13 protein-coding genes and 1 riboswitch are annotated in these 16614 nt (G+C 43.8%); of the genes, 2 read left to right on the top strand and 11 right to left on the bottom strand.

The features are described from left to right. Positions 1-83 precede the first annotated feature (83 nt). The 5 genes from BMZ22_RS02115 to BMZ22_RS02095 form a co-directional block, all read right to left on the bottom strand. Positions 84-1463 carry a Glu/Leu/Phe/Val family dehydrogenase gene (locus tag BMZ22_RS02115; RefSeq protein ID WP_425434264.1) on the bottom strand — a complete coding sequence of 460 codons (1380 nt, stop codon included), beginning with the start codon at positions 1461-1463 and terminating at the stop codon, positions 84-86. A 95-nt stretch (positions 1464-1558) separates the two neighbouring features. Next, entirely contained in the window at positions 1559-2980 is a 1422-nt protein-coding gene (locus BMZ22_RS02110) for a hypothetical protein (RefSeq protein WP_090080631.1), read from the bottom strand. Between the two features lie 404 nt (positions 2981-3384). Beyond that, entirely contained in the window at positions 3385-3957 is a 573-nt protein-coding gene (gene thiT, locus BMZ22_RS02105) for an energy-coupled thiamine transporter ThiT (RefSeq protein WP_090080553.1), read from the bottom strand. 117 nt (positions 3958-4074) lie between these two features. Further along, positions 4075-4178, bottom strand: a riboswitch (TPP riboswitch). A 75-nt stretch (positions 4179-4253) separates the two neighbouring features. Continuing rightward, on the bottom strand, positions 4254-4586 hold the full coding sequence (locus BMZ22_RS02100; RefSeq protein WP_090080551.1) for a hypothetical protein: 333 nt from the start codon (positions 4584-4586) through the stop codon (positions 4254-4256). Positions 4587-4602: 16 nt separating this feature from the next. Further along, complete coding sequence (locus tag BMZ22_RS02095) at positions 4603-5061, bottom strand: DUF6884 domain-containing protein (RefSeq protein WP_090080549.1); 459 nt, start codon at positions 5059-5061, stop codon at positions 4603-4605. Between the two features lie 820 nt (positions 5062-5881). Between BMZ22_RS02095 and BMZ22_RS02090 the strand changes: the two genes are divergently transcribed. Beyond that, positions 5882-6418, top strand: a complete 537-nt coding sequence (locus BMZ22_RS02090; RefSeq protein WP_090080546.1) for a YceI family protein — start codon at positions 5882-5884, stop codon at positions 6416-6418. A gap of 124 nt (positions 6419-6542) precedes the next feature. After that, positions 6543-8501: an aconitate hydratase gene (locus BMZ22_RS02085; protein WP_090080544.1), complete on the top strand. Its 1959-nt coding sequence runs from the start codon at positions 6543-6545 to the stop codon at positions 8499-8501. 262 nt (positions 8502-8763) lie between these two features. On the opposite strand, the gene BMZ22_RS02080 is transcribed toward BMZ22_RS02085, so the two are convergent. The 6 genes from BMZ22_RS02080 to BMZ22_RS02055 form a co-directional block, all read right to left on the bottom strand. Then, positions 8764-10788, bottom strand: coding sequence for an iron ABC transporter permease (locus BMZ22_RS02080; RefSeq protein WP_090080541.1), 2025 nt, complete (start codon positions 10786-10788; stop codon positions 8764-8766). 5 nt (positions 10789-10793) lie between these two features. Then, entirely contained in the window at positions 10794-11801 is a 1008-nt protein-coding gene (locus BMZ22_RS02075) for an ABC transporter substrate-binding protein (protein WP_090080539.1), read from the bottom strand. A 167-nt stretch (positions 11802-11968) separates the two neighbouring features. Then, entirely contained in the window at positions 11969-13084 is a 1116-nt protein-coding gene (locus BMZ22_RS02070) for a tetratricopeptide repeat protein (RefSeq protein ID WP_090080537.1), read from the bottom strand. Positions 13085-13882: 798 nt separating this feature from the next. Next, the gene (locus BMZ22_RS02065; protein WP_090080535.1) at positions 13883-14710 is read right to left on the bottom strand and encodes a VanW family protein; all 828 of its coding nucleotides are present in this window, start codon (positions 14708-14710) and stop codon (positions 13883-13885) included. Between the two features lie 76 nt (positions 14711-14786). After that, complete coding sequence (locus BMZ22_RS02060) at positions 14787-15038, bottom strand: hypothetical protein (protein WP_090080533.1); 252 nt, start codon at positions 15036-15038, stop codon at positions 14787-14789. A 269-nt stretch (positions 15039-15307) separates the two neighbouring features. Then, positions 15308-16522 carry an NAD(P)/FAD-dependent oxidoreductase gene (locus BMZ22_RS02055; protein WP_090080531.1) on the bottom strand — a complete coding sequence of 405 codons (1215 nt, stop codon included), beginning with the start codon at positions 16520-16522 and terminating at the stop codon, positions 15308-15310. Between the last annotated feature and the right edge of the window lie 92 nt (positions 16523-16614).

The following is a 16614-nucleotide window of genomic DNA, read 5'->3' as shown; positions in this document are numbered from 1 at the left end:
TATTTTATAAAAATTAAAGGCATTCAGAAAAAGAATGCCTTTTTAAAAAGATGGAGATATAAATTAAAAGAATTTAACATCAATTAATATAGTTTACCCTGCTTAAATGTAATGGTCGAAATTTTCATCACGGCCTGGATGTAACAGTTTTGCCGTAGCGGGAATGGGTCGCCATAAAATTGCGGGTAAATGGTATCAAATGTTGCTTTCATCTTATCAAACATACGGTCATAAACTTCCTGCTCAGTAAGGAATTGTGTTTCCCGCCCCTGAAGCCATTCCAGATAAGATACGATGACACCGCCGGCATTGGCCAGAATGTCAGGGATAATAATAACCCCATTGTCACTCAAGAAACTGTCCGCTTCACTTGTGACCGGCGCGTTGGCTCCTTCAACAATAACGTTTGCCTTGACATCTTTCATGTTTTTTTCGTGAATCTGTCCCTCAAGCGCTGCCAGTATCAGCACATCGGCATCCACTGTGAGTAAATCATCCCGATGGTGTATGGACGCGCTCACACCTGCTTCCATAAGTTCTTCATCATCAGCAGGCAAATCACCATTATGGCGTCTGGTGTAGTCAATTAAACTCGTGATGTCAAGACCGTCTGAATTATAAAGCATGACATTGTGGTCACTGACGGCCACCACTTTATTATTTAAGTATTGGCATTGCTGTGCTTCTTTTGCGGCAACGGAACCAACGTTGCCAAAACCCTGCACCGCAATGGTTTGCTGTTTGTCGATTTGTTTTATGGCGTTTTGAGCAAATCGGTTATCCAAGCCTTTGAGCCATTCTTCCCGCTCGCTTGCAAAATCATAAAACATATACCGGAATGTAAAGTAAACACCTTTACCAGTCGCTTCTTTTCGTCCTAAAGAACCGCCATTTATAACACTTTTTCCCGTGAAACTTCCTCTGTAGGCGTAACCTGGGTTAATGTTTTTAAACTCGCCCATCATCCAATCCATTTCACGTTCTCCGGTTCCCATATCCGGGGCTGGAATATCCTTATCAGGTCCCAGTGTTTCATTAAAGTTTTGGACATATTTTTTGCAGACCAGGTTCAGCTCTTTATCCGTATACTCTCTTGGGTTTATAATGACCCCGCCTTTACCGCCGCCAAAAGGCACTTCATGAAGGGCATTCTTTAACGTCATTAATGCCGCAAAATTACCCGTTTCTTTTTCAGATACCGTTTCATGAAAACGGATTCCACCTTTGTACGGGCCCAAGATGTTGTTGTGCTGGATGCGAAATGCCGGAATGCGCTCTACTTGGCCATTCTCACGGGCTACCCGCAAAAATGTTTTTTTAATATGATTGGGAGTGGATAAAATTGAATGAAGCGAAGAAAAAGCCCGTTTCCGCTCCTCGCTTTTCAATTCCGGCAGAAAGGATTCGTCATTCATTAATGCATCTAACGACTCACGTACAATGTCTCCAGTATTGCTTGCCACTTAATCACCTTCTAATTTTATATTAGTATATTTTCTGCATCACATATGATGTATAACCGTTTATCATAAAGTTATAACATTTTTTAATAAAATGACTAAAAGATCACCAACGCCAGGATGGCAGAAATGAACAACCCAAGCATTACGGGCAGAAAGTTTTTTCTGACCAGTTCCATAACAGAGACGCCACAAAAACCGGCAATCGCAATTAATGAGGACCATGCGACAATCGTTCCGCCTCCTGTCCAGATCGATCCCATCTGTCCAATGGCAGCGAGCGTTCCTGCATCAACCGATGCGCTCTCCAGTGATGCGGCAAGAGCACCTGTCAGCGGCAGGCCCGAGAAACCCGAGCCGTCGAGTCCGGTTATTATACCGATAACAAGAATGCTGAAAACTGTGAGCAGTGCACTCTCCGGCAAATAACCCTGGGAGGCTTCAACGAGATCAAAGAGGAATGCGGGTATATTTTCGTCAATGCCCAGAATGCTTCCTGAAAACTCTGAGCTGCCCATGAAAAAGAACCCTGCAATCGGGATAACCGGCCCCATTGCTTTAAACGCAAATACAAATCCTTCTGTAATGTGGTTCGTAATGTAATCCAAGGATTTTTGGCGTCCAAATGCTACCGTAGATAACAACAGTAATATAACAGCAACCCCACCGACAAACGCTGCACCATCTCCACCTTCGAACCCGGTCATCCTTCCTGAGTTAAGCTTGGTGAACATCATATAAACAACGACAGCTAAAAGCGATACCGGGACCAGTACTGCAAAAACTTTACTCCATGTGTTTAAATGAACTGACTGGGCTTTATTTTCGGAATCACTTTCCATTTGCATCTGGTCCAATTCAATCTCATTCAATTCACTGTCTTTTGACCGAATATTTTTCCGATAAAGCAAATATGCTGCCCCAATTGCAACACCGCCGGCTATCAGCGATAAAACAATAGCTTTATCTGCGACGATGGCTGTGTCAATCCCTGCTGAAGTCGCCGACAGATTTGGTGCGACTTGCACAATGTAGTCAGAAGACAACGCCATCCCCTGCCCTGCCAATGCCACCGCAACTGCGGCCGTCATGGCCGGGAGTCCTGATCTAATGGCTGCCGGGACAAGCAGGGCACATATTAATGGCACTGCCGGCGTCGGCCAAAAGAATAGCGATATGACATAAGTGACCGCTATTAAAACAAAAAACGAAACATGCCCATTGACCATTAATTTCTGAATCGGTGTAATCATGCGTTTATCTGCACCCAAATCCCGCAGTGAATGCAGTAAGGCGATCATAAACGTAATGATCAAAAAGATATTAAAAAGTTCTTTAGCAGCAACCAGGTTGGCATTAAAGATCGCCGTAAAAGCGTCAACAATACTGCCCTGAAACACCCAAGCAACGACAAATGTCCCCAGTAATGTCGGCAGAACAACACCTTTACGAAAAATCATCGTTATAATGATTGTTAATGTAAAGATGCCGTACAGCCAGTGCGAAAGCGTTATTTCCACTCCAGACATTTTCAGACACTTCCTTTCCAAACTGTGCTATAGCCTATGCACGTAGAAAGGAAGCGGTGATTGTGAAGCGAACTTCGTCTATTGAATTGTGAACTTCGGGGAATTAATTGTGAATTTCGGGGTTTTCACTGTGAGCTTCGGGAGCTTGACTGTGTACTTCGGGATTTTCACTGTGAACTTCGGGAATTTACCCACCAGCACAGTCATTGCACAGAAGTTCACCATTTTCATGAACACCGTCAAAGAACCCGTTTTCACAATAGACATGCTTCCCGCACCTCTGGCATTCACCGATGAATTCTTTCATACGATTTCCCTCCTTTGGCCCCAGTATACCTAAAAAGTGGCCCTTAGCAGAATAATAAGGCCACTTTTTGTGAGCGGATATTAATACATTAAGCTGTTTGCACTAACGTCTTTGGCTGCTTGTGGAATAAAAGAAATACCACAACAGCGCTAATGATGAGCGATGGAATGATATAAGAAACATTGTAGAGTAATGAATAAATCCAGACGGACTGCCCTTCAACAGCAGATTCAAAGAAAACCACACCGGCTGCAAAATGGGCCGCGAATCGCAGCATGCTGCCCAGTATCACACCTAACGTTATATAGGTGAGATAAGTTTTTGTCTCCCCTGACTTAACGGCCTCCTGAATTTGCTTGGCAAAAACGCCGGCAAATCCGATCACGGTGAAGGCCAGTGCATAATCAATAAACCCCTGAATCGGGTGCAGCACATAGCCTGTGCCGACTGCCACTTGCAAAACCCCCCATAGGAACCCAGATAAAAGGCCGCCCTTCAACCCCCAGCGAAACGCCACAATGAACACCGGAATCATCGACAGAGAAACTGAACCGCCTTGTGCCCAAAGCTTTATTGACAGAAACGGAATGATATCAAGCATTAGCGCCAGCGCTGTAAAAATCGCAACCTCAATTAAAAATAACGTACGGTTTGAACGCATAAAATTTTCCTCCCCTTTGCCGGTGGAATGAAACCACCTGCTAAAATTGCACACAAAAAAAGCAATGCCAAGGGGAAGCTTCCTGATGGGGAACTCCGCTCACATTACTTTCTGTTCCATCAAAAAAGCCACCATTCCTGCGCTAGAATTAACTAACAGGTTCGAAGGGTCAGAACAGACACCTGTTCACTCTCAGCCAAACGGCTCCCCCTGCAGACTTTTAAACTATGCTTTTTTTGGTAACTATATTATAACGCGTATATGAACCGTTTTCAATCCTATCATTCTAACTGCTCTTACCTACTATTTTGACCGCGTCGTGTTATTGGGATAACACCGTTTGTGATTTTACCCGCTATTGCAGCAAAACTGACTGCTGCCGCTACTATAATTACAACGATTCCGAGAAACTGAATAATAAAACCGATGATATCACCTGGTATTGCGTCAGTTATAAAACGACTGCCATAAAAAAGAATAACGCCTGAAATGCTGATAATACCGACAAATGTAACCAGTACACCAGCAATTTGTAAAATGGATAGCTTCTTCCACGTCTCTTTATGTTTAAAACCGACATATATGATATACGCGATCAGGATGAGTGTTATAAGCAATGGTCGTGTCATCGTATCTTCTCCTGTTTTATTTGTGTATGGGCTGATGTGTATTTGTTGAATTTTTTAGTGCCTGCAATATATAGCCGATACCGCCAAATTGCGACAAAGGGTACGTTTTAGGCATTTCATCCGGAAATACCGCATTAATAATCGGTTTATATTTTTTCCCTGTCAAAACCACCAGTCGATCGAACTGATCAAGCTGCATGTCCTTTGCCTGGCGAATCAGTATTTCGTTTGTAATAATTTCCGTGTTTTCCTGGCCGAATGTAACATCATACTGACCGTCTACCTCATCATCTGCGAAAAGAAAGCCATGCTTGGCAGACAAGATAACCCACTGATCTGTAAACTGTTGTGCATATTCCCGTGTTCGTTTGTGCAACGTTCCGATATAAGCTTCCTTTGCAGCGACTCGACCGGCCTCCGGGTTTTTGTCCCAAATTTTCTTCCGTCCGCACGGAATGATGCTTAACTCGCTCATGCTGAACCCCCTCAAATTCTACCAATAGTATAGCACGAAAACCACGCATAGCGAAGGCTTGTTTTTTCTTAGCCCATACGTGGAATAGTGTTTTGTGAGACATAATCCATAAACTGCGAACTACTTTTAAATTTGAGTTAGTGCGTGTTCCGCCGCTTCGGAAATACACTTGGTGCTCGTCGTGTTGCAAGTTTTTCTGTGATGCAGCACTCCTCGCAGGTCGAAGCATACTCGGGTGAAGTCTTGCTTTGTGCGAAGGCACTTCGCTGACTCACCTATGCCTTTGCTTCGACGAACAGGATGTTCTAGTGTCGGCGTTGGTCACAGGACGTGACCGATCTTAGCCGACCCGCAGAAGTCTCCGTGTATTTCCTTCGCTGAGGTTGTTTATTCAATACTGCCAACGAATATTCAGTGAGCACTTTTTAGGGCAGGCAATATGCGTAGACTCCTATGGGAACAGCACGTGTCCGAAGACCCCGCAAGAAAGCGGTATGGTTCAAAGGCTAAGAACGCCACGTCCTGTGGCAACGCCTTTGTGACCAACATCGTGTTGGCCCGAGGCCGTGCCCATGGAAAGCGAAGTATATTGCCGGAGCGGTTTTAAAACTCAACGAAAAACAGAAGGGAGAATTTTCACTGGTTCGCAGTTTACATCAATGGTGAATTAGAAAACTGAAGCTACGTCCAAAAAGGGCTTTAGCATCACACCCACTAACAATTTATATTGAATTCAAAATAAATTTGTTCACGTTACTTGACACTATCAATTTATTATTATACACTTAGTTACAGAAAGTAACCAATGGAGGGATTATTAATGGCAAGAGAAAAATTTAATGTTGACACAGTACACAGCGAAATTGGATTTTCAGTAAAACATATGATGATTTCAAAAGCGAAAGGTCATTTTAACGACTTTGACGCTGTTATCGAAGTAGACCCTGAAAACCTTGAAGATTCAAATGTAGAGGCGACAATCGACGTCTCAAGCATTGATACAAAAAATAATGACCGTGATGATCATTTGCGTTCAGGAGATTTCTTCGATGTAGAAAATCATCCGAAAGCTACATTCGTCGCAAACGATGTCAAGAAAAAATCCGACAACAACTACGATGTTACAGGTGACCTGACACTTAAAGGCACAACAAAACCAGTAACATTTGATGTCGTTTTTGAAGGTCAAAGCAAAGACCCTATGAGCGGCAACATTGCAGCCGGCTTCAGCGGCAGCACAAAAATCAACCGTAAAGACTTCGGTCTGACATGGAATGCGGCACTGGAAACAGGCGGCGTTCTTGTCGGCGAAGAAGTAACAATCAATTTTGAAATCGAAGCGCAAAAAGCCGAATAATAACCTTTAGAAAATGTCACCCATTGAGGTGGCATTTTTTTATTTACATCGAAAACTTGTTTGAAACCTTTCTATTTGAGGAATGGGGTGTTATAGACATATTTCCAGAAGGAGGCTATATACATTGGCTTTGAATGTGACACAAAAACTGATTAAGGAGCATCTTGTATCAGGTGAAATGGAACCTGGTAAAGAAATCGGACTCAGTATTGACCAAACACTGACCCAAGATGCAACAGGTACGATGGTAATGCTCGAGCTCGAAGCAATGGGGCTGGATTATGCAAAAACGGAAGTTTCCGCCCAGTATGTGGACCATAACCTGATTCAGGAAGACAATAAGAACCCCGACGACCATCTGTTTCTCGAAAGTGCAGCGCATCGTTTTGGACTTTATTATTCCAGACCTGGCAATGGTGTAAGCCATCCTGTACACATGCAGCGCTTGGCTGTTCCGGGAAAAACACTGCTTGGTTCCGACAGTCATACGTGTGCCAATGGCTGCATGGGGATGCTTGCAATGGGCGCTGGTGGCATCGACGTTGCAATGGCAATTACAGGCGAACCAATATACATCAATATGCCGGAAGTGATGGGTGTCAAATTAACCGGCGAACTGCCCGACTGGGTAAGCGCAAAAGACGTTATTCTTGAAATGCTCAAACGCCATGGTGTTAAAGGCGGCGTTGGCAAAATCATCGAATACTACGGTCCCGGTCTTGATGACCTTACAGCAATGGATCGGCACGTTATTGCCAATATGGGAGCTGAGCTTGGTGCAACTGCCACCGTCTTCCCTTCTGACAATGAAGTCAAGCAATTTTTGAAACAACAGAATCGTGAGGATGACTGGGTTGAAATAACCGCAGACAATGACGCTGTATATGACTTGCATGAAGAAATAAATCTTTCCGAACTGGAACCATTAGTAGCTAAACCGTCGAGCCCGGGAAATGTTGTACCAGCCAGAGAACTTGCAGGCACACCAATCTATCAATCTTATATCGGCTCTTCAGCAAATCCGGGATATCGTGATTTCGCTGTAGCAGCTGAAATTGTAAAAGACCGCACTACTGCCAATGGCGTATCATTTGATATTAACCCGACATCCCGTCAAATGCTGACAAATCTCGTAAAAGAAATGCATATAGCAAGTCTCCTGCAATCAGGTGCCAGACTGCATCAAGCCGGCTGTAATGGCTGCATCGGAATGGGACAGGCGCCAGCTACCGGCCGGAACAGTCTTCGGACGACACCACGTAACTTTCCTGGCCGGTCTGGTACGAAAGAAGACAGTGTGTATTTATCAAGTCCTGAGACAGCAGCAGCATCTGCCTTAAAAGGAGAGATTGTAGATCCCCGGACGATGGACTTCCCTTATCCGAAAGTCACGGGACCAACCCAGCCGAACGTGGATGATCAATTACTTGAAGAGCCACTTCCACCTGAAGAAGCACAAAAACAAGAACTTGTAAAAGGGCCAAATATTGCTTCGATTCCGGCGATGGACGCATTACCGGATGAACTCAACGTTCCGGTGCTCTTGAAAGTTGGCGATAATATTTCCACTGATGAAATTCTAGCTGGTGGTGCACGGGTGCTGCCATACCGCAGTAACTTACCGGAGATCAGCAAGTTCACCTATGAAGATGTTGATCCGACTTATGTCGACCGAGCTAATGTTTCCAAAGAGAAATCAGGTCACGCCATCGTCGGCGGTTATAACTATGGCCAAGGCTCAAGCCGCGAACATGCTGCATTGGCACCAAGATACCTCGGCTTAAGGGTTGTACTTGTAAAGGACTTTGCCCGCATTCACTGGCAGAACCTGGTTAACTTTGGTGTGCTTCCGCTTAAGTTTGTCAACGAAGAAGATTATGAGAAGCTCGATAAAGAGAATGAGCTTCAATTCGACGATCTCCGCAGCCAGGTTAAAAACAATGACACGATTAAAGTAACATTATCAGGAAGCGGCGAAGAGATTACTGCAGAACACAACCTGTCCGACCGTCAGCGTGACATCATTATCAGCGGCGGCCTGATTAACTGGATTAAAGAAAGACAAGAAAAAGAAAAAGCTTAATGTAACAGCAAGAGGCTGAAACAAAAGGTTTAAAAATAACGAAAAGACGAACGATTGCTTAGGTAGCGGAGGAAATATGCGTAGACTCCAGCGGGAGAAGAGGCATAGGTGAGACAACGAAGTGCCTTGGCACGAGTTGGCTCACCAGCCGCCCGCGGAAAGCGAAGCATATTTCCGGAGCGGTGTAACCCGCATCCCTTCCTAATAATCGTTCGTCTTTTTATTGAAATCAACAGTTATGTCGTAGCTACTTTCCTTTACCTTATGCACGTTTTCGCATAAGCCATAGAAAATATGGTGCACCAATAATCGCGACCAGTATGCCGGATGGAATTTCGTTTGGTGCCAAAAGCGTTCTGCTGAGAACATCAGCAACAACCAGCAACGTCCCTCCGGTAAGCATTGTGACCGGGAGAAGCTTTTGATTCGAAGGGCCAACAAGCAAGCGGGATAAATGCGGTGCTATTAGACCAACAAAACCAATTGTCCCGACGGCTGCCACACTGAATGCTGCCAGCAATGTGGCCAATAGTGCCAGTTGAAACCTCACTGACATAACTTTTAAACCGAGCCCTTGTGCTGTGTCATCGCCCAATGCCAATATGTCAAGGTCACGAATCCGCAAAATTAATAATGGCAGCAATATAACGACCGGTCCTATCAGATAATTGACTAGTTCCGACCAGCCTTTAGCATACGTAGTGCCTGAGAGCCAAGTAAGTGCTGAAGCAACATTCATATCAGCCTGAACAACCAATATTTGAATAATCGCCTGACCAAATGCCGAAACACCGATGCCCAACAGCGCCAAGATGGTCGGCTGAAATTTTGCACGGATCGCCATAAGCATGACAAATATAAAAAACAAGCACGCCCCGATAATAGCACCCACGGGGATCCAGACAGCTGCCACACCAAATACATACATCGTTAAAAGCGCACCAACCCCGGCGCCCGATGTGATGCCGATCACTGATGGGTCAGCCAGCGGATTACGCAGTACTCCCTGAAAAACCAGTCCACTGACCGCGAGAACCATCCCGCTTATGAGCGCAACCAACGCCCGTGGCAGCCTTAAATCAGTAATAAGTCCAAGCATAAATTCATCTGTATCGCCAAAAAATGCATTCCAAAATAGAACAGGTTCAAACCCGTAATTTCCAGAAGCCAAGCTGACAAATAAAGTCACCAAAATCGTTCCGAGCAGGACCGGGATAACTTTTATCATCGGCCAGTTCACAGAAGTTTTTCCAGCGATAACGGAGGTGTTTTCATCACCGTATTTATTTTGTTTCATTCGCAATACAAGGTAAATAAGCCACGGTGCACCTATAAGCGCTGTTATTGCGCCGACTGGCAGTTCGGAGAAGGAAGGATCGATAATCCGTGCGAGCACGTCAGCGAATAATAGAACATTGCCTCCCCAAATAAACGACGCGATTATCAGCGGCCAATGTTTCCGATAACCAATCAGTTTGATAATATGAGGAGCCACAAGCCCGACAAAGCCGATTGGCCCTACCACACTGACTGTCACGGACGTCAACAGAACTGCTGCAATAATAGAGACAAATTTAACCACTGCTACATTCTGCCCGAGTGCTGTTGCCACTTCATCTCCCAACGTCAGTGTGTCCATTTTAAATGCCATAAATGCAATAACCAAAAGCCCGAGCGCTACTATTGGCAACGAAAATTGAACACCGCTCCAATCATTTTGAACAAGCGTGCCTGAGCCCCACAAAAATAAGCCTGCGGTCTCATTTTCATAAAATATCTGCAAAACACTTGTTAAAGATGAAAATAAAAAAGTTACAATCATTCCGGCAAGAACCATGCGCACAGGTGAGGCACTGCTGCCCCCCGACAAAGTAAATACAATCAAAAAGGTTATAATACCGCCGATAAAAGCAACAATAATGCCATTTCCAATCAATGCAGCCGGGAAAAATACCGTGCTGAACACAACAGCAAAATAGGTTCCGGAATGAATACCCAGCGTACTTGCAGATGACAGCGGGTTTTTTGTTACCGTCTGTAAAACAACCCCTGCCACTGCCAGCGCTCCACCAGCAAGGATTCCCATTACAGCCCGCGGCATCCGCAATACTCTGACCGTATGATGTTCAAGTTTATCTTCCGGCGCAAAGATGGCGTCGATAATCGTCCCGACGGAAATGGACACACTGCCTTGATTAATATGTATAAATGTTAAAATTAACAAAAGCGCGGTTCCACCTCCAAAGGTAAGAACCGCAACAATTACTTTTCGCAGACTGCTCGTCATCACTATCACTCATTTACCATGGCATCAACCAGCTGCTTTGTGAGTACTTGATTTGACAGCACACCTCCGAATGTCCATGTGTCACCGGGCAGCTGATGTGTATTGCCGTTTTGTACAAAACTCAAATTCTCCCATGCAGGGTTTCCTTCATAATCGCTCTCAAAAATATTATCATCTTCCTGAACAATATACAGGAATTGCAACTCCTCATTATCCTGGAAATTTTGGAGTGCCTCTAATGTTACTTCGGAATAACCGTACACTTCCGGTTCTTCGGTCTCATATACATTTTCAAACCCAAGCTTATTCATAATCTTCCCTACCATAGAATTACCGGTAAATAACCTTAAAGTAGGGGTGTTTTGAGCCGTAAATGCCTGTGTGGCTAAAAATTGAGATCCTTCCAGCCCCGCCTCTTTAATCCGTTGCTTTTGGTCCTCGATAAATGAATCCAACTCAGCAACAGCCTGTTCAGCCGCTTCCTGTTTATCAACGATTTCAGCGAGTGTTTCCATTTCATTAATCATGTTCTGATAGTGATCCTGTACAGCTTCTTCACCATAAGGCGCGAATGTTACAACAGGCGCAATGTCTCTCAGCTGATCCAAATATTGCTCGTGACGGAACTTAACCGCGATAATTAAATCCGGATCCTGACGCCTGATTGCTTCCAGATTGGGTTCCTGACGTGTACCAACATCCTCAACGCTTTCGTCAAAATCCTTACTAATGTTCACCCATTGATTAAACCCGTCCAGATCAGCAACACCCGCGGGCTGGATTCCAAGTGCAAGGAGGTTTTCTGCGTAGGACCACTCGAGTGCCACGATATTTTCAGGTGTCCCCTCGATTGTCTGCTCCCCCATCGCATCCTCTATTGTAATCGTCCGCTCGCTTTCAGTTGATTCGTCTGCACTTTCCTCATTGCTTTCTTCATTACTGCCGTCATTGCCACTGCAAGCCGCCAGAATTAACAGCAGCATAGCCAATAATACAACGAGCATTTTTTTCATATAATTCGCTCCTCTGTCTAATTATCATCTTGTATCCTTACAGTTGCCCTGGTTGTGTCTGACCGTTTGTATGTAATCGGTTCTTCAATTGAATTCGGGCGGTAAAGACACTCAATGATAAAGATTATCATTATCAGTTAATATGATACGTAGCACTCAATAGCCTGTCAAGTTGCATTTTTTGCGTTTGTAAGCTCAACAAATTTATTTTCATATTTTCGTTTTGTTTTCTGATCATTGGTTTTATCAAAAAATGCAATTACATCCGCAAGCGCATTTTCCAATAATTCGCCGTCTTTTGTGAGCTCAAGCTTCCCGATGGCTTTTTCATAGCTTTTTCCAGCCTCTCTTAGATTCGGCTGCTCCATATTTTCGAGACAGTAGGCGTATTGCATATAAACCATGCCCACCTTTCGATGCGACACGTGTGAGAGACGTTTATATACGTTAACCGCGTTTTCATAATACGGCACAGCCTCAGCCAGCTTGGACTGATCAAAGTAATAGAAGGCCATTTCAGTTAATGCCTCAGCATGCGAAAGCTTATTCTCCAAAGAAGACCCCTCAAGCAAGCCAAGCGCTTCCTGTAAATATGGGTAGGCTTTCTCATTCTCATTTTTGCTGCCAAATGTTTTGGCTATTGTCACCAAACTGTTAATTTTAAGTTCCTCATTCGAGTCACCGGCTAATTCGATTACTTTATTTAAATAATGAAGCGATTCGTCGGCTTCATTTTTCATGGAATACATCATTCCGATTTTGAAATGGAGATATAATATCATATATTGATCCGGTGCTTCGTTATCCTGGAAATATGTTAGACCTTTTTTAAAATATTTAATAGCACGAACGTATTTTTCCAGATTCTCCTCAGCTTCTGCAAGGACAAGATAACCGCGTGCCAATTTAATCCGGTCCATTTCACCGCTTTCTTCCATTTCCTTGACAGCCGAACTCAATATACGTCTTGCAAGTTTAAAATCGCACATAAACGCCAACTCACCAAGCAGCATCCATTCAATCGTTGAATCATGGTAAAGCTCGGATATGATGTCAGACGAAGCTTTTACTTCACCAATTTCCGAATGGCTGATCGCCTCCACCATCCGCAGCTTATCACGAAGCTCACGATCCAGATCTCCCTTCAACCGCAAATCAGCCGATTTTGATAATACGTTCGGATAATGACCGCGTTTAAACTCTTCAAGCAACTCCTCAAGCTCTGCTCTATATTCAGAGGACATGTTATCCCGAAAATGCTCATTCAAATTCAATATATCCATAGCCAAATCCCTCCCCCCATAAATTCTAACCAAAAAACAACGTAAAATAAAGCGAAACTGCATTCAGCGAAATCGGTTTTCATTTCGCTGAATGCTAGTTGAGCAGAATCGGGCATTTAGGGACAATTAGCCGCCGTTTTTTCGGCGGGTTATTGTCCCTTACATGAGTGGAAAAGCGAAACTACATTCAACAAGGTGTTCTTTCCTTGTTGAATGTTAGTTGAGCAGAATCGGGCATTTAGGATCAGTTGCTTGCCGTTCTTTGGCAAGTTACTGATCTTTATATGCGGGGAAAAGCGAAACTACATTCCACAGGGGGCTTTTTCCACAGAATATAGTGGAACAAAGGCTAAGTTCGCCACGTCCTCCAAAACCCTTTTTCTTCGTGTGAGATATCGTAATTCCCATAAACTGCGACGTATCTAGTGATCACACGCTTGAAAAGACAGACTGCTTCCTGGAAAAAAGTAAACATGTGCCCGAAAGCAAAAACATGTGCCGGAAAACAGAAGTATGTGCCCAAAAGCAGAAATATGTGCCCGAAAACAGAAGTATGTGCCCGAAAATAGAAACATGTGCCGGAAAGCAGAAATATGTGCCCGAAAGCAGAAACATGTGCCGGAAAACAGAAACATGTGCTGGAGAGCAGAAACATCTTGCCGTAAACAGAGGTTCACGAGGGGGGTTGCGAAAAGCGACTGCCCGCAGCGGAAATCAATGTTGTCACTGGTTCGCAGTTTACATCCAATTCGAGGCAGTTAACAACAATCTGTGCGTTAACCGCCTTATACAAGTTTTTCACCGCTGTTCAGATGAAAGAATCCGTATCTGCATTTTTCCCTTATCCGCCGTAGCGCGTATTAAAATTGGATGCTTAAACACATTTGTAAAGGCCAAATCCGGGCCATTCCAGCTTACTGCAGCGTCACGGCCCGGCGGAACGTAAGGGACACTTCGGCTATGCGAATAACGGTCAGTTATCTCGATACCTTTTAAATCAACTGCATTGTAAAGTGTTGATGAAACCTGGCATATCCCTCCGCCAATATCCTCGGACAGCTCCCCTTTAACAATCACCGGCGCTCGTTTATAGCCTTTATTTTCTGTCCTTTCACCAACAACTTCATTAAACGAAAATCGTTCATTTGGAAAAACTACATGATTATCAATTGCTTCCGCCGCCAGTTCGATATTGCGTGACCGCTCTTTATTATTGGTTTTAAACCTTGTCACATAACGGCCGATTTCATATTCACGAATTTCTGCAAGAAGTTCACTGTCGACCCGGGGATAGACCTTTTTCACAGGCAATGTAATTATAGACGAAGACGTACTATTGTGAAAATAATCGTAAAAAGCTTTGCGGAATTTAACACGATCCAATGCTCTGCCGGGCTTTTCTTTTATGATGTCATCGTTCTCATCCAAGGCCGCATCCACGGGTTTCTTTTTCACTTTTTCATTAATGATGTCCATTTGTAAATTCAGCTTCGCGTCATCAATCAGCAGTTCATCTGAAAACTGCAGGGAAAAATCCTCTTTAATCAGCTCATCAACGACCTGCCCCTCATCGGTAACGGTCATGGGCACTGATGATAATAAAAAAGACAAGATAATGGTTATCAATTGACCACCTCCTGTCCTTTAGTATTTGATATGAGGATAAAAACATGAGTGCTTACACTGTAAATTCCAGAAATACTTAGAATAAGTATATTGCAAAAACGATTAGAGATATCACGATTGTTACACTGTAGATAATCAGCTGCAGCGGAATGTTTGATTTTAACGACGAGGATTCATATTCATGGGAGCGTCTTAACTGATCTTCTACCGTATCCCCTTCTTCTTCATACTTTTTCATTTTGTTTTCTTCCTGTTTAAATGCAATAAACGTACCAATAATTGCCGCAATAAAAAGAACTGCAAGCAATATAAATAATTCAATGCCCATAAAAAAACCTCCTTCTCCTGCCACTATATCTGTTTTTCACTATACGGCCAGTGATAAATATCACATATTCACAAATAAACAACCACCCGCTTGATTGCAAGGTGGTTGTTATAGTGCGAGTTTGAGTTTTATTTAACGGAAGTCCCTTGTATCTTCGAGGGCACGTGTTGCCACCGTGTAACCTGCAATTGCTGCCAGTGCAGCTAAAATGACATATAAAGTTCCGTTTTTCATAAACGAGTCCCTCCTCAGTTATTAAATCACGTGCATTAAATCATGCGCAGTTTGCCTTTTTTCAGGATAAGTTTCGGTCCGCCAAGCAAGAACAGATAGCGGTTGTCAATTACTTTTTTCATTGAAACTGCCGGCTTGCCATAAAGCAGATTGCCGTCAAATACCGTACCCATAGCGTCTGATTCGCCGAGCGAGGCCACAGTACCTTTATCATCAAATACAAATTTGCTCAATGGTTCATGACGCAGCAGTGCTTTTAAGTTACCGGCACATGTATCAGCATGCTGCATAGCTGCCTGTGCTGTTGGTGGGAATGGTTTACCTTCTTCTTCATTCATAACCCATGCACAGTCACCGATAATGAAGATATTGTCTTCGCCTGGCGCACGCAAGTCACCATCAACGGTCACTTTGCCTTTTGTAATTTCAAACCCGGATTTGGAAAGAACTGAGCTGCCTGTCACACCGCCTGTCCAGACGATTGTGCCGGCTTTGATCTCTTCCATATCGTCGCCTTCTCCGATAACAAAGCTATTTTTCTTGCACTCGGAAATTTTGCCGCCTTCTCTGAATTCCACACCGCGCTCTGACAATGATTTTTTAGCATATTCGACGAGATCTTCATTAAATCCAGGCAATATGCGCGGCATTGCTTCAACATTCACGATACGGACCTTGCTGCGGTCGATATCATATTTTTTGCACAGTTCCGGCACTTTTTCAGCCAGCTCCCCGACAAATTCGATGCCTGTGAAACCTCCGCCGCCAACAAGAATTGCCAAATCTTCATCTTTTGGATTGGAAGCTGAGCTGTATTTGGCAAATTGATACTCGATATGCTCCCGAATCATGCGGCTTGAATCGATATCTGTAATGGAAAATGCATTCTTTTCCATTCCTTTGATGCCGAATGTGTTGGTCTCAAACCCAAGCGAAATCACAAGATAATCGTATGTAATTTCACTATTTTTCAACACGACACGATTGTCATCTTTTTTCACTTCTACGACTTCATCGTAGATCAGATTAACACGGCTCGGGCTAATAACGTCACTGATCATCATGCGAGCCTGGTTCTGGTTTCTTGTACCTGCCGCTACCTCATGAAGCCATGTTGTCTGATAGTGATAGTTATGCTTATTAACGAGCACAATCTCAGCCTCTTCAGGGCTTAATTTTTGTGCTAATCGTTTCGTTGTCATCATCCCGGCGTAACCGGCGCCAAGAACGACTATTTTTGGTTTACTCATAGACAGATCCACCTTTCCTGTTTGATTACAGTCTTTCTGTTAAAATAGTAGATAATTCATACCATAAACATCATATCAAACCTATCTTATTT

The sequence above is a fragment of the Lentibacillus persicus genome, from assembly GCF_900112705.1.
Taxonomy (GTDB): Bacteria; Bacillota; Bacilli; order Bacillales; family Amphibacillaceae; genus Lentibacillus; species Lentibacillus persicus.
The sequence above is the reverse complement of the archived record's forward strand: the minus strand, read 5'-3'. Positions and strand labels throughout refer to the sequence as shown.

Bases quoted from the DNA above. Each gene is read 5' to 3' on its own strand.
- BMZ22_RS02100 (WP_090080551.1), bottom strand. From the start codon at position 4,586: ATGACACGACCATTGCTTATAACACTCATCCTGATCGCGTATATCATA.
- BMZ22_RS02070 (WP_090080537.1), bottom strand. From the start codon at position 13,084: ATGGATATATTGAATTTGAATGAGCATTTTCGGGATAACATGTCCTCT.
- BMZ22_RS02055 (WP_090080531.1), bottom strand. From the start codon at position 16,522: ATGAGTAAACCAAAAATAGTCGTTCTTGGCGCCGGTTACGCCGGGATG.
- BMZ22_RS02095 (WP_090080549.1), bottom strand. From the start codon at position 5,061: ATGAGCGAGTTAAGCATCATTCCGTGCGGACGGAAGAAAATTTGGGAC.
- thiT (WP_090080553.1), bottom strand. From the start codon at position 3,957: ATGCGTTCAAACCGTACGTTATTTTTAATTGAGGTTGCGATTTTTACA.
- BMZ22_RS02060 (WP_090080533.1), bottom strand. From the start codon at position 15,038: ATGGGCATTGAATTATTTATATTGCTTGCAGTTCTTTTTATTGCGGCA.
- BMZ22_RS02080 (WP_090080541.1), bottom strand. From the start codon at position 10,788: ATGACGAGCAGTCTGCGAAAAGTAATTGTTGCGGTTCTTACCTTTGGA.
- BMZ22_RS02090 (WP_090080546.1), top strand. From the start codon at position 5,882: ATGGCAAGAGAAAAATTTAATGTTGACACAGTACACAGCGAAATTGGA.
- BMZ22_RS02075 (WP_090080539.1), bottom strand. From the start codon at position 11,801: ATGAAAAAAATGCTCGTTGTATTATTGGCTATGCTGCTGTTAATTCTG.